Consider the following 23,816-nt stretch of genomic DNA (forward strand, 5'->3'; position numbering starts at 1 on the left):
GTCGTTGTTGCACCACTGCCATGCTGATCATCGTTGTTCCCTGTTAGCGTCTGTTTTTATTTTAATACATGCTGTTTTTGCTTAGTTTCACTAGTGTAGCTTGTCAGCGCGAGAGATTCAGCTGTTTTACGCTGACTTTGCTAACCTTTTATCAGAACTTTATTATCGTTTTTCACTTCTTCCATAACCACATAGGTGCGCGATTCATTTACACCTGGCATCATCAACAAGGTTTCCCCCAGGAGCTTGCGGTAAGACGGCATATCCGGCACCCGGGCTTTAATCAAAAAATCGAAATCTCCGGCAACCAAATGGCATTCCAGAATTTCCGGCGTTCGTTGCACCGCTTCACCAAATTCCGCGAATGCGTCTGACGAGGTCCGCGTCAGGGTGATTTCAACAAACACCATCAGGTTGGCGCCCAGCTTTGCCGGGTTAATGCGCGCATGATAGCCTTCAATCACCCCCTCCTTCTCCAGCTTCCGTATCCGTTCGCTGCATGCCGTTGGGCTAAGCCCCACCCGCCGGGCGATTGCGACGTTACTGAGACGGCCTTCCTGCTGCAACAGCCTTAGAATTTTCCGGTCTATTCTGTCAATAGTTATTTCAACGGGTTCTTCAGCATTAAACATTGTTTTTCACTATCATTTGTTTATTTAGGTTCATTATAGACGGAAAACTATAGCAAAAAAAGTACGAAACAAACCCGGTAGTTCGCCTATAATTGCCGCCGTAAATCCTTATGTTTAACCGACAACCTGAATGGGAAGCAATCCATGTTAATTGGTGTACCTAAAGAGATTAAAAACCACGAATATCGTATCGGCCTTACTCCAGCAGCTGTACGTGAATATGTTGCCCATGGCCATGAGGTTATGGTGGAAAATAACGGTGGTGCGGCAATTGGTTTTCTTAATGAAGACTACGAGCTTGCAGGAGCCACTATCGTCGCTGACCCTGCTGAGATCTTTGCCAAAGCGGATATGATTATCAAGGTAAAGGAACCGCAGCCAAATGAATGTATGCAGTTGCGTGAAGGCCAGATCCTGTACACCTATTTGCACTTAGCACCAGATCCAACGCAAACCGAATTATTAGCAAAATCTGGCGTAACAGCGATTGCTTACGAAACCGTTACTGACCGCAACGGTGGTTTACCGTTGTTGGCACCGATGAGTGAAGTGGCTGGCCGTATGTCAATTCAGGCCGGTGCGCACAATCTGGAAAAGGTTAATGGCGGCAGCGGCGTCTTATTAGGCGGCGTACCTGGCGTTGAGCCGGGTAAAGTTCTGGTGATCGGTGGTGGTGTTGTCGGTACTCAGGCTGCCAAAATGGCCGTTGGCATGGGCGCAGAAGTGACCATCCTTGATCGTTCTTTACCGCGTTTACGCCAGTTGGATGATATCTTTGCCGGTCGGGTTAAAACAATTTACTCCACTGTTGATGCGATCGATCATTTCTCACGCCAGGCTGATCTGGTTGTTGGTGCAGTCCTTATTCCAGGTGCCGCAGCACCTAAATTGCTGACTCGTGAACACCTGAAAAACATGAAGCCAGGCTCAGTTGTTGTCGATGTTGCCATCGACCAGGGTGGCTGCTTTGAAACTTCTAAAGCGACCACGCATCAGGAACCAACCTACATCGTTGACGACATTGTTCATTACTGTGTGGCAAACATGCCAGGTGGTGTGGCCCGCACTTCAACTATCGCGTTGAACAATGCCACCCTACCTTTTGGTATAGCACTTGCAAACCATGGTCTTGCTGCAATGGAGAACAACGAGCACCTGCGCAATGGTCTGAACATGCACAAAGGTAAGATCACCTATAAAGCAGTTCATGACGATCTGGGTGAGAAACTCGGCCTTGAGTATCAGGATCCGTCTGACGCCATTCGTGGCTAAGTCCTTCTGGTAGAAAATGGTTACAGTCAGAGACCCGCACAATGTTTGCGGGTCTCTTGTTTGTGGCCGTTGTAATCCATACAATCGTCCCCTATGTATATAAGCATGTCACAAACAAATTAAATAATAACGGAGTACATCGATTATGGCAGACGCCAAACATTGCCGCCTTCTTATTCTGGGCTCAGGCCCCGCCGGCTATACCGCAGCCGTATACGCTGCGCGCGCTAACCTTGATCCGGTGATGGTAACGGGAATGCAGCAAGGTGGTCAGTTAACCACCACCACCGACGTCGAAAACTGGCCGGGCGATGCTGAAGGACTAACCGGCCCCGATCTCATGGTGCGCATGCAGCAACACGCGGAAAAATTTAATACCGAAATCGTCTTTGACCATATCAACAAAGTCGACTTCAGCAGCAAACCGTTCCGTCTCTATGGTGATAGCCATGAATTTACCGCAGACGCGGTGGTCATCTCTACCGGAGCATCGGCGAAGTACCTTGGTCTGGACTCTGAAGAAGCCTTCATGGGTAAAGGCGTATCTGCCTGCGCGACCTGCGATGGTTTCTTTTACCGGAACCAGAAGGTATGTGTCGTTGGTGGTGGTAATACTGCGGTTGAAGAAGCGCTTTATCTGGCCAATATTGCCAGCGAAGTGCATGTGATCCACCGTCGCGAGCAATTCCGCGCTGAGAAAATTCTGGTCGACCGGTTGATGGATAAAGCGGCAAACGGCAATGTCACTCTGCATCTGAACAAGACGCTCGATGAAGTTTTAGGCGATGACAGCGGTGTAACCGGTGTGCGGATTCAGGATACCGAGGACGGCAGCTTGTCAGAGCTGGAGGTTATGGGTTGCTTTATTGCCATCGGGCATCAGCCTAATACTGGTATTTTTGACGGTCAGTTAGAAATGCATGACGGCTATATCGTAGTCCGCTCAGGTCTCACCGGGAATGCGACAGCGACCAGTGTACCCGGCGTATTCGCTGCCGGTGACGTCATGGATCATGTCTACCGTCAGGCGATCACCTCGGCAGGCACCGGCTGCATGGCGGCACTTGACGCAGAACGCTATCTCGACGCCCTGACTAAAGCCTGATCAGCAGATGTTTCGCTTAGCGGCGGATGATTTTAGTTTTCCACGTCCGGAACTGGCGTTACGCGATCCTAATGGTTTACTGGCGATCGGTGGTGACCTGCACCCCGATCGCCTGATAAACGCCTACCGTAACGGCATTTTCCCCTGGTTTGCCGATGACACGCCACCCTTATGGTGGAGCCCCGACCCACGTGCTGTCTTTAGCCCGCAGAGCTTGCATCAAAGTCGCAGTATGCTGCGCTTTCGGCAACGTACAGACTTTAACGTAACTCTGAACTACGACTTCACCCAGGTGATTAGCGCTTGTGCGCGCGCTCATGAGGCAGGTCCTGAAGGAACCTGGATCACTCCGGCACTGCAGCAGGCATTTATTGAGCTTCATCGCCTGGGACATGCTCATTCTGTTGAAGTTTGGGCGCAGGATGAGCTGGTCGGTGGCATGTACGGCGTCGCCGTTGGCAACCTGTTCTGCGGCGAAAGCATGTTCCATCAACGAAGTAATGCGTCAAAGCTCGCATTGCTGGTATTTGCCGAGCATTTTTTCGCTGCTGGTGGACAACTTATCGATGCTCAGGTTGAAAATCCGCATCTTAAACGCCTTGGAATGCGGGAAATCCCGCGCCAACAATTTCTCCATCAATTGCGTTTAAGTTTGCGTACAACTCCGGCTTTAACGGCAGAATTTTGGCAGGCGCGGCCATTGCCACATAAATCAAGTGGTAATTGTCGCTGAAAACAGCTAGAATTCTGACCACTTTTTCTAGAGCATTTGCTTTTAACTGAGAAATCGAGGATTTGAATGGCAAAAGAAGACAGTATTGAAATGCAAGGCACGGTTCTGGATACCCTGCCGAACACCATGTTCCGCGTTGAATTGGAAAACGGTCATGTGGTGACGGCGCATATTTCCGGGAAGATGCGCAAGCACTACATCCGTATTTTGACCGGTGATACCGTCACCGTGCAATTGACGCCCTACGACCTGACCAAAGGTCGCATTGTCTTCCGCGCGCGTTAATTATCGCCGCCGCCGTTAGCCCGTGGTTGAACCACGGGCTTCACGCTCGCTTACCTTCAATTTCAGCGCATCATTGACGACGCTAACGCGAACATTGCCACCGTTGGTAAGTTTGCCAAACAGGATTTCGTTCGCTAACGGTTTCTTCAGGTACTCCTGAATCACCCGCGCCATTGGCCGCGCACCCATCGCTTTGTCATAGCCTTTTGCTGCCAACCAGGCATAGGATGCATCGTCCAGCTCCAGACTGACTTGTTTACGGTCAAGCTGCGCCTGCAATTCGGTCACGAACTTATCGACCACCTGAGTAATAACTTCTGTGGAAAGGTGATTGAACCAAACCACAGCATCCAGGCGATTGCGAAACTCCGGACTGAAGGTGCGGTTGATTTCCAGCATCGCATCGGGCGCATGATCCTGTTGCTTGAAACCAATGGACTGACGCACTGTTTCCTGCACACCAGCATTGGTGGTCATCACCAGAATCACATTGCGGAAGTCTGCTTTGCGACCGTTATTGTCCGTTAAGGTACCGTGATCCATCACCTGCAATAAGATGTTATAGATATCACTGTGCGCTTTTTCGATCTCATCCAGCAGCACTACTGAGTGTGGGTGCTTGATCACCGCTTCCGTTAACAAGCCGCCCTGATCAAAACCAACGTAGCCTGGCGGCGCACCAATCAGCCGACTGACGGCATGACGTTCCATGTATTCCGACATGTCAAAACGTTGGAATTCAATGCCCAGAGCTTTCGCCAGTTGCTGGGTAATTTCCGTTTTACCTACGCCCGTTGGCCCGGCAAATAAGAATGAACCTATAGGTTTATGCTCTTCGCTCAGGCCTGAACGGGACAGGCGAATCGCTGACGTAAGCTGGTCAATGGCCTGATCCTGACCGAAAACCACAAGTTTCAGATTACGATCCAGCTGTTTCAGCAGTTGCTGATCAGAACGGGAAACGCTCTGCTCAGGAATTCGGGCAATTTTGGCAATAATCTGTTCAATATCGCCTACCCCAACGGTTTTTTTGCGTCGTGATGGTGTGACCAGGCGTTGGCTTGCTCCAGCTTCATCAATGACATCAATAGCTTTGTCCGGCAGGTGACGTTCATTTATGTAACGTGCCGACAGCTCTGCCGCAGCACGAATCGCATTCTGCGTGTAACGAATACCGTGATGCTCTTCGTAGCGTTCTTTCAAACCCATCAGGATTTTAGTGGTGTCGTCTACAGACGGCTCAACCACATCAATTTTCTGGAAACGCCGTACCAGCGCCCGATCCTTTTCGAAAATGTTTTTGTACTCACCGTAGGTGGTAGAACCGATACATTTCAGTTCACCACTACTTAGCAAAGGCTTGAGCAGATTGGAGGCATCTAATACCCCTCCACTTGCGGCTCCCGCCCCGACAATGGTGTGGATCTCATCGATAAATAAAATCGCATGTTCATGGGCCTGAACTTCTTTCAGTAACTGCTTGAACCGTTTTTCAAAATCGCCCCGGTATTTGGTACCGGCCAACAAGCCGCCCATATCCAGAGAATACAAAGTAGCGTCTTTCATCACCTCTGGCACATCACCCTGCACAATGCGATAGGCTAAACCTTCAGCGATTGCGGTTTTACCAACGCCTGCCTCGCCCACCAATAGTGGATTATTCTTGCGGCGACGGCAGAGCACCTGCACGCAGCGCTCAAGTTCGCTGTCACGGCCAATAAGGGGATCAATAAGTCCACTACGCGCCCGTGCATTAAGATTGGTGCAAAAACGTTTCAGGTAACTCTGTTGCTCTTCTCCGGCAGCTTCTTGCTGTTCTGTCTCATCCACATCCGGACGAATGATCGGATCGTCAACTTTTGAGAGTCCGTGCGACAGAAAGTGCACCAGATCAAGCCGGGTGATATCGTGTTTATTCAAGAGGAATACGGCGTGGGATTCTTGTTCACTAAAAATCGCCACCAATACGTTTGCCCCTGTGACTTCACTGTTTCCCGATGATTGCACGTGAAATACCGCGCGTTGCAACACGCGTTGAAATCCTAACGTAGGCTGGGTATCACTTTCCGAGGATTCCGTATCAAAACAGGGCGTACTGCGATCGATGTAAGACAACAGTTCCTGCTTTAGTTTGGTAAATTCCAGTCCGCACGCGCGCAAGGCTTTTGAAGCTTCAGGGTTATCAAGAAGTGCCAATAACAGATGTTCGACCGTCATCAATTCATGACGGCGGTCACGGGCGATGCGAAAGGCATCATTTAAAGTAATTTCTAACGCTTTATTTAGCATATAAGCACTCCTCGACTACGCCAGACGACTACGCATTCAGGCTTTATGCCTGTTCCATGGTGCACAGCAACGGATGCTGATGCTCACGTGCGTACTGGTTCACTTGTACTACTTTGGTCTCTGCGACTTCTGCAGAATAGACCCCGCATACCGCTTGGCCTTTATAATGAATGGTCAGCATCGTGTCGGTTGCACGTTCCTCATCCATTCGAAAAAATTTGATGAGCACCTCAATCACAAAATCCATCGGGGTGTAGTCATCGTTATTGAGAATGACCTTGTACATGGGCGGTGGCTGCAGTTTTTGCTTCTCGCTTTCACGGTCATGGACTGCGCCCTGCTGATGTTGGTCCATACTACTCATAACGTTTCTTTACCTATATATAGCCACAAAATTGGAATTTCGCTCACCGAAACTGAAATTAACGACTTGGTCGTACATTAAATAATCAAATTTCGACTTGACTCTGTACAGAACTCACCTAGAGTAAAACATGGCGTTAACAATTGGCTTTTTCAATGGCTCTGCTGTTGGCGCTATTCTAACAATAACTAAATAGTAAATGCAGAATAAAGGAAGTAGAAGTATGGCAACCGGTAAAGTGAAATGGTTCAATAATTCCAAAGGTTTTGGATTCATTGAAGCAGAAGACCGTGAAGGTGATATCTTCGCGCACTATTCAACAATTGAAATGGAAGGTTATCGTACCTTAAAAGCAGGACAAGATGTCGAGTTCCAACTCGAAGAAGGTCCTAAAGGTCTTCATGCCACGAATATCACCCCCGTGCAAAAGTAAGATCACGCAACGTTTCGTTGCAAAAACGCCAGCAACCGCTGGCGTTTTTTATTATTAACTATCTATACCATTAACTATCTATACCAAAGTAACGTCGCAACTGATCACGGAGATTTGGCGGCGTGCCGTGAATGGTAAGCTTATCGCTGTGCGGATCGTACTCGACCCGTTCACTTAACAAGTCCTGATCGAAGGAAACACTGAGTCCACCGCCCTGCCCCTGGAATTTCACCAGTTTGCGCATAGTTGAACGATCCGTTGGAAACTCATCAACTAATGCACGCTCCTGTTGGGCCTGATTGAAATCAGCGAAACTACGTTCGCGCGGCAGTGACTCACTAAGTTGTTCGGACAAGTCTTTTACCCGCACTGGCTCGCCTTGCTGCCACTGATTGTCACAGATCTCGTACACCGACTTACGTAATTGGCGCGCTTGTTCTTCCTCCAGCTGCTCTTCCTGCGCATATCGGGTAACGCTATCGACCAGCTGCTGCGACTGCTTCTTCGGATTTAGACCTTCGGCGCAGCCGAGGAAATCAAGAAAGAAATCGGACACTTTGCGTCCGGCACGACCTTTGATAAAGGAGATATAAGTAGTTGAGTCCGGTTCTTCATGCCACTCGCGTAAGTTAATCGATGCCGCCAGCTGAACTTTACTTATCGCCAGTTGTGAGGAGCGATCGACGCTTAGGTCGGGAGCAATAGTGACACCGTCCTGACTTGGCAGGAATGCAACCACCAGAAAATCCTCACCGCGCTCTGCATAGGTGGCCAACAGCAAGAAGCCTGGTTCCAGAATACCGTAGTGCTGTAACTGCTGATGCAGCAGTTTGGCGGCCTGTTGCGAGAAGTCTACAAACTCCAGCTCATCCTTGCGCCATTGCGCCAACAGCTCGGGGAAATCACTCTTTAAAGTGGTTTCCTGCTCGTCCTCGGCGGTCAGAAAGCGTGCATAGCCTTTGCTTGGCTTTGCCTGGTAAACCTCGGTTAGCTCGTCCAGCAACAAACCGACTTCGTCGTTGATAGCGAGCGTACTGGGTGCAACACGCAGTCCGATTTGCCCGTCGTTGGTGTAAAACTGGTGAATAATGCTGTGCTTAACATCTGCTTGCATGGTGCTACTACTGTCCTTCTGCAATCCCTGTGGTAAGATTGCGCTCATTCTAACATGTGAGGAAAGTTTTCGATGCCGATCGTTTCAAAATATGCCGTCGAGCAACAAGAGAAACTACTTAATGACGTTCTGGAAACGCTGCAAAACGAAGAAACTCCTGTTGATCTTGCCCTGATGACCCTGGGTAATGCAGTAACCCATATCATTGCTGAACACTACTCACCTCAGCAAGCACAGCAAGTCGCTGAACAATTTGGTAAAGTACTGCTACAATCTTTAGGGAAATCAGCATAAGCTGGTTTAACTTAAACGTTAAAGCTACTCGCTTAGGGCAACTATGATACAACGGAGACAGCGTCGCGATAAAATAGCTCGACTGATCAGTTGGGGCCATTGGTTCACCTTTTTCAATATCCTGATTGCTCTCGCTATTGGTACGCTGTACATCGAAGCAGCAGAGACACCAGCCACTTTTCTCGGTGGGGTTTATCTGATTATCAGCTGGCTCGGTCACTTTGCCTTTTTGCCCTTTATTCTGTTTATACTGCTCATCTTTCCGTTTTGCCTGATTATTCCGTACTCCCGTGTGTTACGCGGTATCGCGACACTGGTGGCGTCCTTTGGCCTGATTGCACTGGTCGCCGATGCATTGTTTTTCCGGCAGTACGGCTATCACCTCAACACCTACTCGTTATCGCAACTCGCATTAGACGCTGAGGCAGCCTTTGCGGGTGCCAGCTTTGTGCTACTTTTGAGTATGCTGTTATTGTTTGTAGTGTTGCTGGTGTTCGAACTGGCGCTGGCAAATCTCGCCTGGAAACGTTTGGATCGCTTACGCGCGCATCATTGGGGAGCCTCATTTAGCGCCGTCTTTGTGCTCTGCTTTTTAACCAGTCACAGTATCCATATTTGGGCTGATGCGGTGTTTTACACGCCCATTACTAAGCAAGATGACTTATTTCCGGTGTCCTATCCAACTACTGCCCGTACGCTGATGAGCAAACAGGGCTGGTTAACTGAAGAACGATTACAGGCGACCGATAAGTTATTACGTGAAACCTCAAGCATTGAACTTAATTACCCGCCCCGACCGCTGATGTGTGCGCGCCTGCCACAAGATCGCAATACCCTGTTCGTGGTCTTTAATCATTTGACCAAAGCACAGCAACAGCAACTGGAACTGAGCCTACCGGAGTTGCAGAGCTATGCCAGTCCGGTACTTGGCCAAACTAGTACTCAGGCCGGTATTTTTGAGCTGCTTTACGGCTTGGCGGATATCTACGCACCACCGGTGATCAAAGCAGAACAACCTCCTGCCTACTGGCGACAGTTAAGCGATTATCAGGTGCGCTTTGAAATCCAGGGTGATAGTGCAGCATTTGCCGTTCCTGACTTTCTGCTAGAAAGCGACAGCAGCGGCTACCGGACGCGTATCGATGTGGCGCTGAGTGCCAACGTCGATGCCGAGTTAGTGGCACAGATTAAGCAGGCGCTGGCAACCGAACAACAGGTGGTGATTACTGCGTTGACGCCTAATCAGGGACTCGACCATGACGCTGAGGGTTACGCAATGCACCGCCTGCAGGTGCCACTTTACCATTCGCCGGGATTGAATTTTCAGCCTCAGGATGTGGTGATTCTGACCGATCTCATGCCCACTATTGTCAACGGTTATATGCACTGCTCGGAAGGTGTCCGCGCTTACGCAACAGGGCGTAATATTGCTGAACCCGACGCCCGCGAGTTTCCGGTGATGACCAGTTTTGGCCGTGATTTAGTTATTTACGACCAGCAGACTACCTCTATTATTAACAGTAATGGCAGCATGCGCTCGTTTGATAACATAACCTTCGAACCGCGGCCTAATGTGTCGCCTGCGACCCCGGTGTTGGTTGACGGATTAAAACACCTGCAGCGCTTCAGCCGCAAATCTGATGAATAAATAGGCGTTCGTCTCCGGTTGTGCATCGGAGAGCTTGAGTAATTGCCAAAAACCAGTAATATAACGGCCTCGGTCGGCGTGTAGCGCAGCTTGGTAGCGCACTGTCATGGGGTGTCAGGGGTCGGAGGTTCAAATCCTCTCACGCCGACCACTAAATACAGAAAGGGGTATAGGTGCATGCCTATACCCCTTTTTTATCGATCAGTTCCAGGATATCCCTTCTGGCAACCGCCGCCAGCCTCCTAAAGTAAGCCAACGCCTTTAGTTCATCGGTATTCCCTATTGCATCATTCGTTTTATATCGCTTTTATCATCCAAACTAATCCTTAAGATGCGACGCAATTGAAATAGCGTCGTACGGATGATTGACTATACTTTATGTGTAGTAGTCATCTGAAGGAGAGAGAATGACAACTGAGTACGAAAAGGAACGTCTGGCCCGCTTACGCAAACTGGACTTATTGGATACCTTGCCGAGTGAAAGCTTTGATCGTATCACTCGCATGGCCAGCCAACTGTTTGAGCTGCCCATTGCTGCAGTTTCACTGACTGATCAGGATCGCCAGTGGTTTAAATCACGTGTTGGCGTTGAACACTGGGAAATTCCCCGTGAAAAAGCGCCTTGCGGTGAAGTTGCAGACTGCGCTGATGTCGTCATCATCAACGATATGTTGGCCTCGGATCATTACAAGGACAGTGTGCTGGCAGAGTCCGGCATTCGTTTCTACGCGGGGGCACCGCTGGTTACCCGTGATGGTTTCTCGCTGGGTGCAATGTGTGTACTAGGCACAGAGCCACGCGAAGTTACGGAGCAGGAATTAGCTGCTTTGCAGGATCTTTCAAGTATGGTCATGGCGCAAATCGAATTGCGTCACGCTGTCGGACGGGTGGACTCAGGTACCGGGCTGCCGAATTACCTGCAATTCGTTGAGGACCTTGAGGATTTGGCACGCGACTACCCGGATAAGGCCTATTTCGCACTCAGTACTGAGCTGGTTGATCTTAGTGAAGCCAGCACTTTGCAGCGGGTGATGGGTCCCTCCTACCTTGAAGATCTGTCCATTGCTGGCAGTCAATTAATGCAGGAAGTGCTCAACGATGAAACCCGTATTTACCATATCGGCCCTGGTCAATTTGCCTATATCGACTCCGGCTCACGCGACGCTGTACTCAAACAGGCGAAAGAGTTGCAGCAAGCGCTGCTGAGTATTCGTTTGCAAGACACGTCTCCGTTTATGCTGCGTCCGGTGGTTGGAGTTGCCCCGTTTAAACTCGGTGTAAATCCACCGGGGAACATCTTGCGTATTGCCCACAGTGCTTCTCGCGATGCGCGTAGCAAAGAAGAAGCCGTGGGCTGGTACAACAAAGCATCGGACCAATCCCATCAACGGCGGTTTGGTCTTATTGCTCATTTTGCCGAGGCGCTTAAAGCGGATGACCAGTTGTATCTGGTGTACCAGCCCCGACTCGATGCAGTCTCCGGTGAGTGTGTCGGGGTTGAGGCGTTAATCCGCTGGGACCATAATCAGCTGGGAGCGATTTCACCGGCCGAGTTCGTGCCCTTGGTTGAGAAGACACCTTTGGTCAGAGAGCTGACTGACTGGGTGCTACGTCAGGCCATCCACCAGGCTGCGCAGTGGCATCGGGAAGGTAAAAAACTGACTGTATCAGTGAATATTGCGGCAGCGAACCTCGATGAGAAAGGCTTCTGCGATCGGCTGCTGGGCTACCTCGAAAGTGCGAAATTGCCACGTTCTGCTATTGAACTTGAGCTGACCGAGAACAGCCTGATGAAAAATAGTCGGGCAGCCCGACAGCAACTCGAGTGTCTTGGCGCCAGTGGCATTTCACTGGCGATTGATGACTTTGGTACCGGTTACAGTAGTCTTGCGTATTTACAAAACATCCCGGCGCAAGTCGTCAAAATTGATCGCTCATTTATTGATGCGCTTGAAGAGGAAGAACGTAACCAGAAGCTGGTTAAATCAATGATCTCGATGACCCATGATCTCGGCTACCGGGTTGTCGCAGAAGGCGTTGAGACAGCAGCAGCCTATGAAATGCTGCAGCAGCTGGGTTGTGATGAGGTCCAAGGTTATTTCTTCGCTAAACCACTGCCGCAGCGGGACTTTCAGCATTGGTTGGACGCGCGTCGCTAGTGACGCGCGGTTCAACCATTAACCCTTAGCTTTATCAGTTACAGTTAACTGATGCAGGTAGCTGGCCAGATCCCGGGTGATCTGGTTTTTGTCCAGACCCGGTTGATCCTGTAGCACCGGGCTCAGAATTTCCTCAATCGTACGGAACGCGTCGCGTGACAAGCGGTGCTCTTGCGCTACGGTCACCGCATCGGTGGCGGCATGCCCACGCTGACTAAGTTGCTCGAGTAAATAAAGCTGACGCCCGGTAATTGTAGCTAAAGTGGCAGCATCCACCCCAAGTTCGCGCTCGCCCTGAATACGTTGTCTGAGTTTTTCGCCAAAATGGCGCCAACTCTGATACAAACCACCCGCCGCGGCGCCCAGCGCAGCGGCCAAGCCCAGACTCATACCGCCAACCATTAAATCTATTCCAGCGCCTGCTGCCGCGCCAGCGCCTACACCAAACCCGGTATCTTTGCTCCAGACCTTCAGCGTGTCACTGGCAAACAGATCGTCATGCCATTGACCGGAGCCAATATCAACTAACTCAAATACTGCGTCATCAGGTAAAAACGCAAACCGTGCCAGTAGATCCTGTACCGCAGCGTGCTCACGCTGCCGTACCCGTTCCTGCAACGCCAGAATTTCACGTTTTACAGCGTCTTCTGGCAGCTCTAAGGGCACTTTGTGCCGCATTGCCGCCACGTCTGTCAGTAACTCAGCAATGGCCAGCAACGCTCGTTGCCGACGTTCCTCACGTTCACGCTGGCGTTGCTCAATCAGTTGTTGCAATATCTTTTGTGCCGCGGGCAACACCACTGCCAGGCTTTGCAGCAATTGTTTCTCTCCGCCTTCCGGTGGCGTCACTGTGTCAAAAGCCACCACCACGTGCAGATTTAGTTTGGTTAAGGCAGCCTGCCAGTCCGCCTGACGATTATTCTGCGCCGCAGTAAAGTTCAGTACCGGCAACAGCGGCTTGCCACAGCGGGCCAGTACGTGTAACTCATCCTGATACTTCGGTAACACCGGGTCGCGGCAATCGATGACGTAAAAAGCGGCGTCCGACTGTAACAGTTGCCGTAATACTTTGGCCTCTTGCGCATACAGCGTCTCGGCCTGTGGGCTTTCCAGCAAGCGCCGGATCTGCGCCGGACCATCGTGGCGAAACTGGTCACCGTAGGTTTCAATTTCTGCATACAAATCCGAGCCTGACTCCAGTCCCGGTGTGTCAAAGAAACTCATAACCTGAGTTGAACCCAGCCATACCCCCTGCTCCAGCACACTGCGGGTGGTACTGGGACGTTGATCGACTTCGCCGAATTCACGGCTTTGCAATAAAGTCCGTAGCAATGAAGTTTTGCCGGCGTTGGTGTGGCCTACCACGGCAATATCTAAAATGGCGTCAGAGCGTGACATAGGGCACTCCATGTTGGTTCAACAAGCGTTGCCACTGGGTCAGATAGGTGTCACCTTCAAGGGCGATAAGCTGTACTGACAGCTGCATGGTAAAAGGTGCAATTTGCGCCAGGAAACGCAGACTGCTGCGATCCGGGGTTAAATTTGCGGCAATCCGAAGTTCAACCTGACGTCGTGCTTGCTTGGCTAACGCCGCCAGAAAAGCCTTTTTCTGTGCATGGCTGTCAAGCACACCAAAGTAATGATCCGGTGGTTGCTCAAGCCAGCGCGCGTTGGCCTCGTAATCAAGACTGGCGCTAATGCGTCCTTCACCGGTATCAGCGTAATTCATCACGACCGTCTCATGGGTGGTGCCCTGATCCGCGTCGACGACCTGTGGCCGATGGTTCTGCTTATGTATCGCCTGTAACACCGCGATATGCCCTGAGGCAGCGCAATCTAAATGCATGCGTTGCAACCTTAACTGATACCAAATCAGACTTGCCAGCACTAACAGCGCACGCGGCACTACCGCATAAATCAGCACACAGGCCGCCAGCCAGCGGCCGGCTAAATTGGCAAAATTGCCAGCGGAGTCGCTTTCGCCCGGCATCGGCACGGTTATGCCCAGTATTAAGTCAGGAAGAAAATTTAAGCTTTGGGCAATGGCTGCCAATTGGGGTTGTTGCAGAATGGTAGTGGCCCAATGGAACTGGTAGTCATTGAAACTCAGATAAAGTAATAAGGTCAGCCAACTGCTCAAACTTATCAGCAGCCAGAATCCATGGGAAGCGATCGCCATCAGTGGTGCTAACAACCGCTGTTGCTGCACATGCTGCAACCAGGCCTGGCCCAGTTGCTGGCGTTCACCAGGGGAACCATGGCTCGCCCCGGCCTTACCATTCAGCCACTGCATAACATGTAAGCCAATGGCAGTAATACCGTGAGGTTCGTTCGCGCGTAATGTGACCAGCAGCCAAAGCAACAACATGGCCAGATTAGGCAACAACAACAGCACCAGGGCAAACAATAAGGAGAGCGGTTGCGGTTGTGCCAGCACAGTTTGCGACGCAACAATGCCAAGCACCACTGCGATGAATGCAGCGATAACTGTTAACAGCCTGCGGCTGCGCTGCCACGCGGCCAGTTGTGAGGAGACCCCGCGACGTTCAGCGATCTTAACAGCGCGGGTCAGCAGCTGTTGCTGGTCGTTTTGATCGGATTCAAGCTCGCCCACATCAAACGCCTGCAACTGCCTGGGCAAGTCGTCCTGATCATGCATACGTTGGTATTCAGCCAACCAAAATTGTTCAAATCGCGAAAAAACCAAGGAGGTCCTTCCCTGTGCAATGGCGGAAGGTTTAAGATACTGGAGCGAACAAATCAGGTAAAGGGGCTTTTACGCTCTGTTACAATCGCGTACGTGCCTGACAGCTCGCTGTCTGTAGTTGCGGGTCGACGGCAACATAGTGGCCGTGAGGACATTCCAACTTAAGCTGGGTGGGATCTTTTTCCGTTGCTTTGCGTTTTAATTCACCTGCAACCTGGCCTAAATCCACATCGGGCATCAAGTGCGCACCGAACCCACCATAGAAGTATTGGTAAAATGCCGCCGCAAAAATTGCTAATATCAATAACTTGCGCATTTTCTTCTTAACTCCACTAAAAACAACGGGGATACCGGGTTATTGTACCTCCCGTTACTTTAATAGCAGTGAATAAAAAAAATACAAATTTATCCGTAAATTTTAAGTAAAGCCTGGCTTATAAGCTACTTTGCTCGCCGGGTTTCGAGGCACTGGAATCATCAGTAAGTTTTACCGCTGTTCCATAAACCAGCAACTCTGCAGCACCTTGCGCCAGTAAAGAAGTGGTAAACCTGCTGCTGACAATGGCGTCAGCGCCCAGCGCACGAGCTTCGTCGACCATTCGATCGAGCGCTTGCTCACGGCTTTCTGCCATGAGCTTGGTGTAATCATTAATCTCGCCACCAACAATATTACGAAACGCCGCAAGTATATCGCGACCAATGTGCCGGGCTCGAATGGTATTACCACGCACAATACCGCAGGTTTCGGTGATGATTTTGCCTGGAACGGTTTCCGTCGTCACAATAAGAATCGATTTCATAACTGTACCTTTTTATATTTGTCATTCTTCGCGATTACGTAGCGTTGCCGGGCGACATAAGCAAATAATACCAATAACCCGACGCTGGTGCTCACGATCGCAAGTTTCACCCAAAGCGGCAAGGTTTCATCAAGCATAAACTGATAAATCGCGTAAGCAATCAGCGGCAACACACCGGCTGCCAGCAATGCCCAGCCGAATAAAGGCCAGAATCGCGCGCCACTGGTCACTTCCCTGGATTGTAACGGGTGACTGATGGCACGACCTTTTTGCAGCTCAATTTGCACCGCCGCCAGTTCGTCAAAGATTTGGCGACACCTGTCACAGTGGTTTAAATGCTGTTGCAGATGCTGTTGCTGCTGCTGGGTTAGTTCACCGTCCAGTGCGCCGCTAATCAATGGTTCAAACACTGCACATGAATTGTCATTGGTGATCATTTAAATTCTCCCCACTACGCTTGTTAAATTCATCACGTAACGCCAGGCGGGCCTTATGCAAACGCGACATAACAGTGCCCTCAGGGATGCCCACAATTAACGCAATATCCTTATAGCTGCAGTCGTTTAATTCGCGTAATACGATTAAATCGCGAAGCTCAAACGGCAATGCTGCCAGCGCCTGATAAACACATCGGGTAGTTGCCGTGCCTGGTGCTTGCAAATGCTCTTCCGGCAACGTCAGTGCAGCTAACGGCGTGTCGTCGGTAAACTTCTGCTGTTGCCTTAACTGATCGATACACTTGTTCCGCACTACCTGAAAAAACCAGGCTTTCGTTTTGTCCGGCGCCGGAAAGTTGGCAGTGGTTAACGCAATTTCGAGTGCGTCCTGAACAACATCAGCAGCATTCTGCGGGCAGCGTAACAGCTGCTCGCCAAGTACCCGAGCGCCCGCGGTATGCGGCGCAACGCGCCGTAAACGGGTGGCCCTTTGTTGCGCTTTTTTCTTTGACACTAGCTCCGCCATGATCCCTACCTGATTACGTGTTCCTTTATTAAGACGAAGCAAGGCCATAATTTATTCTCAGTTTTTCGCATTAGTTTTTTACTCAGCGATAAAACCACCCGACTGCCGCGCCCAGAGACTTGCATACAAACCATCATGTGCCAGCAGCTCGGCATGGGTACCCTGTTCAACAATTCGTCCTTCGTCCATCACGACCAGGCGATCCATGGCAGCGATGGTGGACAAACGGTGGGCAATGGCAATAACGGTTTTACCTTCCATCAGACGGTACAGGTTTTCCTGAATGGCGGCTTCAACTTCTGAATCAAGTGCTGACGTTGCTTCGTCAAGGATCAGGATCGGCGCATCTTTAAGCATCACCCGCGCAATCGCGATACGTTGACGTTGCCCGCCGGAGAGTTTTACGCCCCGCTCACCAACATGCGCCTCATAACCCCGGCGACCGGCGGCATCCTCAAGATCGGCAATAAAGGTCGTTGCCTCCGCACGCCCTGCCGCTTGTTCTATCATGTCCTGATCCGCATCAGGTCGGCCATACGCAATGTTGCCGCTTACCGAGCGGTGCAACAAGGAGGTATCCTGGGTAACCATGCCGATTTGCGCGCGCAGACTATCCTGAGTGACTTTGGCTATGTCCTGGCCGTCGATAGCAATACTGCCTGAATTAAGCTCATAAAACCGCAGCAGCAAGTTGACCAGCGTTGATTTACCGGCTCCGGAGCGGCCCACCAGGCCAATCTTCTCACCGGGTTTAATGTGCAGGTTAAAATCACGAAGTACCGGTTTATCATCGGAGTAATGAAAATTGACCTGGTCAAACGTCACCTCCCCGTGGGTCACTTTCAAGGGAGCAGCTTGTTCGTCATCTTTGATCACCTGAGGCACCGATATCGTTTTAATACCATCCTGCACAGTGCCAATATTTTCAAATAACGCCGAAACTTCCCACATGATCCACTGGCTCATGCCCCACAGCCGCAACACCAGACTCAATGCCACAGCGATGGCACCGACCGTAATGAGCTCATCAACCCACAAGCTTATAGCGAGTGCCGCGACACTGAACAGAAGCAGTGAGTTCAGCACATACAAACAGGTGTACAGTTTGGTGACCAGACGCATTTGCCGGTGTACGGTGCCAAGAAATTCGTTCATGCCTGCTTTGGCAAAGGCACTCTCCCGCTGTGCATGAGAGAATAACTTTACCGTTTGAATATTGGTGTAACTATCAACGATACGTCCGGTCATGACAGAGCGGGCATCTGCCTGCGCAGCCGCCACTTTACCGAGCTTGGGCACAAAATAACGCAGCAACACCACATAACAGCCAAGCCAGGCCAGCAGCGGCAACGCCAGACGCCAGTCTGCGGTGGCAACAATAACCACGGTACCAATGAAGTACACGCTGACGTAATTGAGTACATCAAACAACTTGATAACGCTTTCACGTACCGCCAGTGCCGTTTGCATCACCTTGGTGGCAATGCGACCGGCAAACTCATCCTGATAGAACACCATGGATTGTTGCAACAGGTAGTTATGCACCAACCAGCGTATCCGCATGGGGTAATTACCAAGCAGTGACTGGAAGGTAACTAATGAATGCATCACCACTAATGCTGGCAGCAGAATTAACACTACCGCCGCCATGCCAATCAGGTACCACAACTGATCACCAACAAAGCTCTCGCGCGACTGTTCACTCAGCCAGTCGACAATATTGCCTATAAAGCTGAACAACCAGACCTCGGTGATGGCAATTGCCATCATTAACAGACCTGCAATAAAGATATAAAGCCAGGCACCCTGAGTGTAATACCGGCAAAACGCAATCAATCCCTTCGGCGGTTGTTCGTGCGAGGGAGGCGGGAATGGATTCAAACGGTTTTCAAACCAGCGAAACATAACTATCCTTTAGCTAAATGATCGAACAGCAACTCGACCTTGGTCGAATGTCATAACCGCGTCTGTCTGCCGTATCATGAAGCAGTTAATTTGTAAGCCTTTGACTTCATAATAAACGAAAAAGGTACCACATGAACGCTATTTTACTGATGTTGCTTGGTTTAGGTGGCATGTTTCTGGGCTATGTTTTCTACTCGAAATACGTCGCTGAAAAGATCTATAAGCTGGATCCGGACTTTCGTACCCCCGCCCATGAATTCGAAGATGGCATTGATTTTGTGCCAACTAATAAATATGTGCTTTGGGGGCACCACTTCACTTCCGTAGCAGGGGCTGCCCCTATCATTGGTCCCGCAATCGCGGTCATTTGGGGCTGGGTACCCGCATTTTTATGGGTCATTTTCGGTACCATTTTCTTTGCCGGTGTGCACGATGCTGGCGCTATCTGGGCCTCCAGCCGTAATCGCGCCCGCTCTATCGGTGCGCTAACCGGAGACGTTGTCGGTAAGCGTTCGCAATCGTTATTTATGATTGTTATTTTTTTAGTGCTTCTGATGGTCAATGCGGTCTTTGCCACAGCGATTTCAGGCTTACTTATTAACTTCCCCAGCTCCGTAGTCCCCGTTTGGGGCGCTATTTTTGTCGCACTGATTATCGGTCAGATTATTTTCCGCAAATGGATGGGGCTGGGAACAATATCCATACTCGGCGTGCTCGCTTTATATGCCATGATTTTCGTTGGCCCGGCAGTCCCCTTAGCCTTGCCGGAAACGGTGATGGGCCTGTCGGATAATGCCAGCTGGATCCTGATTCTGTTCTTCTACGCTGCGATTGCATCATTATTGCCGGTCTGGATGTTGTTGCAGCCGCGCGATTACATTAATGGTTTGCAGCTCTTTATCGGCTTGTTCCTCATCTACGGCGCGGTACTTATCAGTGGTCCGGAGCTGGTTGCTCCGGCATTTAATACCAACACACCCGAGGGTACGCCGTCGCTGGTTCCGTTACTTTTTGTCACCATTGCCTGCGGCGCGATTTCCGGATTTCACGGGCTGGTGGCCTCGGGCACGACTTCCAAACAACTCGACAAGGAAACGGACGCCCGCTTTGTCGGTTACTTTGGCGCTATTGGTGAAGGCTCGTTATCGCTGGCAACCATCATTGCCGTTACCGCGGGGTTTGCGACGCTTGCTGACTGGCAGGCGGTTTATCACAGCTTTGGTCAGGGCGGTGTTTCCGCTTTCGTCTCCGGTGGTGCGCAAATCCTGCAACAGGGTTTAAGTCTGGATGTGGAGATTTCTGAAACTCTGCTAACAGTGATGGCAGTATTATTTGCCGGCACGACGATGGACACCGGGATACGCCTGCAGCGCTATATTTTTCAGGAATGGGGTGGCATTTACAACATTAAATGGATGGAAAAAGCCGCGCCTGCAACGCTGCTGGCCGTGGGTTCATGTTTAATTCTTGCGTTCGGCGCTGGTGGTGCCGATGGTACGGGTGGACTGGCAATATGGCCACTTTTCGGTACCACCAATCAATTGTTGGCAGGACTAACTCTATTGGTTATAACGACTATGTTGGTGCGGCTCAAACGACCCATGTATGTCACCCTGCTACCCTTACTATTTTTGTTAGTGATGACCATTTATGCGCTGCTCATTCAGCTGAAAGGTTTCTATGACGACGCCAACTGGTTCCTGTTCAGCCTTGACCTGCTGGTGTTAATCGCAGCCATCTGGATTGCCCTCGAATCAGCCAGCGCTCTGACCCGCATTCGTCGCGAGAATGCAGCTGATCAGGCGGGAGAGAATGCAACCGAGAACAAAGCGAACCGCTCATGAAAATTACCGCCATACGTAACTGGCTCTCACGAGCGAATAAACTGGCTAATGAGTACTACAATGCCCCCTACCGCGCTGCGGTAGCGCGGGCAAAACGCGAGCAGGACGATCTCTTCATGCTCTACGTTTACGCCGAGATGATGGGCATTCCTAATCCCGCAAGTTACTACACCCTGGAGCTGCAGCCCCTATTGCTGGAACAATTTCACGAATGGCATTTGCGCATGGGCATGGAACATTCACCTTTTGATGAGTTCAGGTGCTGTTAATGGCGGCTCCAGAGTTTCTTGCGCAGCTCCCCCCCATTGTCTTTATCGGCGGTAAAGGCGGTGTCGGTAAAACCTCAGTTGCTTCTGCGCTGGCACTAAAGCTTGCCCGCAGTGGAAAACGTGTACTCATTGTTTCAACGGATCCGGCACACAGTTTAAGTGATGCGTTTGACATCGCTATCGGTGGCCAGACAACGTCCATTGAGACAGATCTTGATGCCCTGGAGATCGATCCGGATGAACAGGTAAACGCGCACATTGAAAATGTGCTTGCCAGCATGAAAGATCTGGTCAAGCCAACCTTATACCCGCAAATTGAAAAGCAGATGAAACTTACAGCGCAATCACCGGGAACCCAGGAAGCGGCATTACTTGAGTCAATCGCTAAAATCATCGATCAACGAACCGCAACGGGCTATGACCACGTACTCTTTGACACCGCGCCGACGGGCCATACCCTGCGTCTGTTGATCCTTCCTGAAGCGATGTCTGCATGGACGCAGGGATTGATGCAGCACAGTGAAAAAGCGCAGCAATTACAGGGCGTCGTCGATCATTTAGCATCCGCCCGGCAAACCGCCCCGCAGCACCCGATGGCCGAACCGCGACAACACGGAGTTGCCAACTTAAGTGATCGCAACGCGAAAATTGCTGAGCGATTGCGTGAGCGGCAACAGCTGTTTCAACGGGTGCGCAGCACCATCAAGAATACTGACGAAACGGCTATTCTTTTAGTTCTGACGCCAGAAAAGTTACCCATATTAGAAACACAGCGGGCGGTAAAACAACTGCATGAGCACAACCTGCCACTGGCAGCACTTATCGTGAACCGCAACCTGCCGGACTATCTGTCAGACCAGCGACAAGGTGAATTTCTGTTGCGACGCAAACAGCAGGAAAACATCTACCATGAAAAAATTGAGCAGTGCTTTGCGCGGGAGCTGAAAACTTACCTGCCGCTTTTCCCAACAGATCTTGATGGCATAAGTGGCTTAGAACAGTTGCTGCAAGCACTAAAAGACTGCAACTTCCACAGGTCAGTTTAAAACCACGAGCAGATAAATAGCGATACCCACAGCAAGTACGCCCCAGCCAAGCCGTTGCTGATGTTGCTCCCACCAGTTCAGAATACGCTCGCCAAGCCAGATCACCAGCAGTGCCAGACCGTAATAACGGATGCCGCGGGCGATGAGAGCTGCCAGAAAAAATAACAGATAAGGATAATTTGAACTACCAGCTGCGAGCATCCCTACCTGAAAGGGTATCGGCGTTATACCGACCAGCAGCAAAGTTGCAAAGCCATGTTCGCTAAAGTCCTGCTGAAACTCTGAGAACTCAGCGCTAACACCAAACCATTCAATTAACCATTGCCCGGCGGTATCGAAAAAGAACACGCCAATAGTGTAGCCAATAGTGGCGCCCACAAGACACCCGGCCAAAGCTACGGTCGCGATGGAAAACCAACGGTCACGCTCATGAATTAGCAGTGGGATCAGCACCAGCTCCAGTGGCACCGGCAAAATAATCGACTCCAACATCGAAAGCAGGAAAATCATCCAGAGGATATGATTGGAGTCGAGAATACGTGCCAACCACTTGTTGGCACGTTGGTCGTCAGGAGTGCGCATTATTCGCCGAATGCACCCGCCGGACCAGGAAATACCACAGGGCTTTCAAAGCCGTCTTTACTGACACTGGCAACGCCAAAGAAATAATTATCAATGACGATATTCTCAAGCGTGTATTCGTTTACCAGGCCAACATCACGACTAAACTCCCAGTTAGGCGCATCGGTATGACGCCAGTACACCCGATAACCGGCGATATGATCACCTTCATCGCCGGCAGCAGCCTGCCATTTCAGGGTCGTGCTGGGGCTGACGGCACCGGCAATGCTGACATCCGCTGGTGGACTTGGTGCCCAGGCCATACTGGCTAAAGAGACGGCATTAAGCGCAGTCAGTTTTGCCGCATAATCAAAATCAACACCATCCAGGGTATCGCCATATTCAATCCCGTCTTCGACTCTTAAATCCTGATGCTGGCGATTGTAATTCTCGTTGGTTTCCATGATCCGCACGCCCGGAAAGCCCAGATCATTAAACGGACGGTGATGGCCCCCGCGGCCAAATCGATCGAGGCGGTAAATCACCATGGTATCCAGGTTTGGAATATAACGGTCGGCCATCCAATCGATGTAGCGCGCCAGGTTACGACTTGGGGAATCAACTTCACCACCGGTGTAACGACGACGCCGCGCTTCTTCTTCGGTCTCATCCATGCGTGTGCCTTCAGCGAAAATACGCGCAGTGCTGTTGTTGATCACGCCATTGACACCTTCAATATTGCCAATCATATCGTTATTCAACACGGCTTTAATGCGCCAACCATCAGCCTGGGCCTGTTCCGCCATAATTTTACCACCGAACAAGCCTTGTTCTTCCCCCGCTAAGGCTGCATATACAATAGTGCCGGCGAACTCATATTGACTCAGAACCCGCGCTGCTTCGAGAGTACCCGCTACACCCGAGGCATTGTCATTGGCGCCCGGCGCATCAGAGGTGGCGTCCATAACATCAGAAACGCGTGAATCGATGTCACCGGACATAATGACATAACGGTTGGGATCAACGCTGCCCCGTTGCACGGCAATGACGCTCACAACTTCTGTGGCATTGGGGATCCGTGCTTCGCCACTAATCACGTCAGACTGGAAGTAGACTTCCAGGCAACCGCCGCAGGCCGCTGAAATTTCCTCGAACTCGGCTTTAATCCAGCGCCGTGCCGCACCAATTCCCCGGGTGTCAGATTCGGTTTCTGAAAGTGTATGGCGGGTACCAAAACTCACCAGTTTAGTAATATCCTGCTCAATACGCTCGGCAGAAACAGCCCCGGCAATCGCGTGCAGGCGTTCCTGATCGTTATAGGTTATTGTGTCTGCTTGTACGCTGCTTGCTAGCGTAAGCCCAAACACGGTCGATAGAACTATGGATTTCATAG

At 50.7% G+C, this 23,816-nt stretch carries 24 protein-coding genes and 1 tRNA gene; 12 read left to right on the forward strand and 13 right to left on the reverse strand.

The annotated features are described in order from the left end of the window. Positions 1-140: 140 nt before the first annotated feature. Positions 141-632 carry a leucine-responsive transcriptional regulator Lrp gene (lrp, locus tag CWI69_RS03560; protein WP_126761942.1) on the reverse strand — a complete coding sequence of 164 codons (492 nt, stop codon included), beginning with the start codon at positions 630-632 and terminating at the stop codon, positions 141-143. A gap of 144 nt (positions 633-776) precedes the next feature. Between lrp and ald the strand changes: the two genes are divergently transcribed. From ald to infA, 4 genes are all read left to right on the forward strand, one after another. Then, positions 777-1,904 carry an alanine dehydrogenase gene (gene ald, locus CWI69_RS03565; RefSeq protein WP_126761944.1) on the forward strand — a complete coding sequence of 376 codons (1,128 nt, stop codon included), beginning with the start codon at positions 777-779 and terminating at the stop codon, positions 1,902-1,904. 145 nt (positions 1,905-2,049) lie between these two features. Then, positions 2,050-3,009 carry a thioredoxin-disulfide reductase gene (trxB, locus tag CWI69_RS03570; protein ID WP_126761946.1) on the forward strand — a complete coding sequence of 320 codons (960 nt, stop codon included), beginning with the start codon at positions 2,050-2,052 and terminating at the stop codon, positions 3,007-3,009. Between the two features lie 7 nt (positions 3,010-3,016). Further along, a complete protein-coding gene (gene aat / locus CWI69_RS03575; RefSeq protein ID WP_126761948.1) occupies positions 3,017-3,742 on the forward strand; it encodes a leucyl/phenylalanyl-tRNA--protein transferase in 726 nt (241 codons plus the stop codon). Between the two features lie 66 nt (positions 3,743-3,808). After that, the gene (gene infA, locus CWI69_RS03580; protein WP_008489926.1) at positions 3,809-4,027 is read left to right on the forward strand and encodes a translation initiation factor IF-1; all 219 of its coding nucleotides are present in this window, start codon (positions 3,809-3,811) and stop codon (positions 4,025-4,027) included. A gap of 15 nt (positions 4,028-4,042) precedes the next feature. Here infA and clpA read toward each other — a convergent pair whose 3' ends face one another. Together clpA and clpS are read right to left on the reverse strand one after the other, a co-directional pair. Further along, positions 4,043-6,316: an ATP-dependent Clp protease ATP-binding subunit ClpA gene (clpA, locus tag CWI69_RS03585; RefSeq protein WP_126761950.1), complete on the reverse strand. Its 2,274-nt coding sequence runs from the start codon at positions 6,314-6,316 to the stop codon at positions 4,043-4,045. Between the two features lie 43 nt (positions 6,317-6,359). Continuing rightward, the gene (clpS, locus tag CWI69_RS03590) at positions 6,360-6,671 is read right to left on the reverse strand and encodes an ATP-dependent Clp protease adapter ClpS (RefSeq protein WP_377094586.1); all 312 of its coding nucleotides are present in this window, start codon (positions 6,669-6,671) and stop codon (positions 6,360-6,362) included. A 232-nt stretch (positions 6,672-6,903) separates the two neighbouring features. On the opposite strand from clpS, the gene cspD reads away from it, so the two are divergent. Then, on the forward strand, positions 6,904-7,113 hold the full coding sequence (cspD, locus tag CWI69_RS03595; RefSeq protein WP_126761954.1) for a cold shock domain-containing protein CspD: 210 nt from the start codon (positions 6,904-6,906) through the stop codon (positions 7,111-7,113). A gap of 70 nt (positions 7,114-7,183) precedes the next feature. Here cspD and yejK read toward each other — a convergent pair whose 3' ends face one another. Then, the gene (gene yejK, locus CWI69_RS03600) at positions 7,184-8,275 is read right to left on the reverse strand and encodes a nucleoid-associated protein YejK (RefSeq protein ID WP_241971020.1); all 1,092 of its coding nucleotides are present in this window, start codon (positions 8,273-8,275) and stop codon (positions 7,184-7,186) included. Between the two features lie 24 nt (positions 8,276-8,299). Between yejK and CWI69_RS03605 the strand changes: the two genes are divergently transcribed. The 4 genes from CWI69_RS03605 (at position 8,300) to CWI69_RS03620 (ending at position 12,328) form a co-directional block, all read left to right on the forward strand. After that, positions 8,300-8,521, forward strand: a complete 222-nt coding sequence (locus CWI69_RS03605) for a YejL family protein (RefSeq protein WP_126761956.1) — start codon at positions 8,300-8,302, stop codon at positions 8,519-8,521. A 43-nt stretch (positions 8,522-8,564) separates the two neighbouring features. Continuing rightward, complete coding sequence (locus CWI69_RS03610) at positions 8,565-10,169, forward strand: DUF3413 domain-containing protein (RefSeq protein ID WP_126761958.1); 1,605 nt, start codon at positions 8,565-8,567, stop codon at positions 10,167-10,169. Between the two features lie 74 nt (positions 10,170-10,243). Then, a tRNA-Pro gene (locus CWI69_RS03615) sits at positions 10,244-10,320 on the forward strand. Between the two features lie 256 nt (positions 10,321-10,576). Then, positions 10,577-12,328 (forward strand): sensor domain-containing phosphodiesterase, encoded by a 1,752-nt coding sequence (locus CWI69_RS03620; RefSeq protein ID WP_126761960.1) that lies wholly within the window; start codon positions 10,577-10,579, stop codon positions 12,326-12,328. Positions 12,329-12,346: 18 nt separating this feature from the next. Here the strand turns inward: CWI69_RS03620 and CWI69_RS03625 are convergent, their stop codons facing one another. The 7 genes from CWI69_RS03625 to CWI69_RS03655 all read right to left on the reverse strand — a co-directional run bounded on the left by CWI69_RS03625 (position 12,347) and on the right by CWI69_RS03655 (position 18,703). Next, positions 12,347-13,726, reverse strand: coding sequence for a GTPase/DUF3482 domain-containing protein (locus tag CWI69_RS03625; RefSeq protein ID WP_198678876.1), 1,380 nt, complete (start codon positions 13,724-13,726; stop codon positions 12,347-12,349). Then, positions 13,713-15,035, reverse strand: coding sequence for a DUF2868 domain-containing protein (locus CWI69_RS03630; RefSeq protein ID WP_126761964.1), 1,323 nt, complete (start codon positions 15,033-15,035; stop codon positions 13,713-13,715). The genes CWI69_RS03625 and CWI69_RS03630 overlap by 14 nt, the downstream gene beginning before the upstream one ends. A gap of 79 nt (positions 15,036-15,114) precedes the next feature. Further along, a complete protein-coding gene (locus tag CWI69_RS03635) occupies positions 15,115-15,351 on the reverse strand; it encodes a hypothetical protein (RefSeq protein ID WP_126761966.1) in 237 nt (78 codons plus the stop codon). A 118-nt stretch (positions 15,352-15,469) separates the two neighbouring features. Beyond that, positions 15,470-15,835: a YbjQ family protein gene (locus CWI69_RS03640; RefSeq protein ID WP_126761968.1), complete on the reverse strand. Its 366-nt coding sequence runs from the start codon at positions 15,833-15,835 to the stop codon at positions 15,470-15,472. After that, entirely contained in the window at positions 15,832-16,272 is a 441-nt protein-coding gene (locus CWI69_RS03645; protein ID WP_126761969.1) for a zf-HC2 domain-containing protein, read from the reverse strand. Before CWI69_RS03645 ends, CWI69_RS03640 begins: the two co-directional genes overlap by 4 nt. Beyond that, entirely contained in the window at positions 16,259-16,798 is a 540-nt protein-coding gene (locus CWI69_RS03650; protein WP_157984233.1) for an RNA polymerase sigma factor, read from the reverse strand. The genes CWI69_RS03645 and CWI69_RS03650 overlap by 14 nt, the downstream gene beginning before the upstream one ends. Before the next feature lie 78 nt (positions 16,799-16,876). Next, entirely contained in the window at positions 16,877-18,703 is a 1,827-nt protein-coding gene (locus CWI69_RS03655) for an ABC transporter ATP-binding protein (protein WP_126761973.1), read from the reverse strand. A gap of 131 nt (positions 18,704-18,834) precedes the next feature. On the opposite strand from CWI69_RS03655, the gene CWI69_RS03660 reads away from it, so the two are divergent. From CWI69_RS03660 to CWI69_RS03670, 3 genes are read left to right on the forward strand one after another with little or no spacing between them, the layout of a single operon-like run. Further along, complete coding sequence (locus tag CWI69_RS03660; RefSeq protein WP_126761975.1) at positions 18,835-20,547, forward strand: carbon starvation CstA family protein; 1,713 nt, start codon at positions 18,835-18,837, stop codon at positions 20,545-20,547. Next, positions 20,544-20,816, forward strand: a complete 273-nt coding sequence (locus tag CWI69_RS03665; RefSeq protein WP_126761977.1) for a cory-CC-star protein — start codon at positions 20,544-20,546, stop codon at positions 20,814-20,816. The genes CWI69_RS03660 and CWI69_RS03665 overlap by 4 nt, the downstream gene beginning before the upstream one ends. Continuing rightward, positions 20,816-21,862, forward strand: coding sequence for an ArsA family ATPase (locus CWI69_RS03670; RefSeq protein ID WP_126761979.1), 1,047 nt, complete (start codon positions 20,816-20,818; stop codon positions 21,860-21,862). Before CWI69_RS03665 ends, CWI69_RS03670 begins: the two co-directional genes overlap by 1 nt. Here CWI69_RS03670 and CWI69_RS03675 read toward each other — a convergent pair. Next, on the reverse strand, positions 21,854-22,444 hold the full coding sequence (locus CWI69_RS03675) for a YqaA family protein (protein ID WP_126761981.1): 591 nt from the start codon (positions 22,442-22,444) through the stop codon (positions 21,854-21,856). The two genes, CWI69_RS03670 and CWI69_RS03675, sit on opposite strands and share 9 nt — an antisense overlap. Then, the gene (locus CWI69_RS03680; protein WP_126761983.1) at positions 22,444-23,814 is read right to left on the reverse strand and encodes a M28 family metallopeptidase; all 1,371 of its coding nucleotides are present in this window, start codon (positions 23,812-23,814) and stop codon (positions 22,444-22,446) included. The genes CWI69_RS03675 and CWI69_RS03680 overlap by 1 nt, the downstream gene beginning before the upstream one ends. Between the last annotated feature and the right edge of the window lie 2 nt (positions 23,815-23,816).

The sequence above is a fragment of the Pseudidiomarina halophila genome, from assembly GCF_003987215.1.
Classification (GTDB): Bacteria; Pseudomonadota; Gammaproteobacteria; order Enterobacterales; family Alteromonadaceae; genus Pseudidiomarina; species Pseudidiomarina halophila.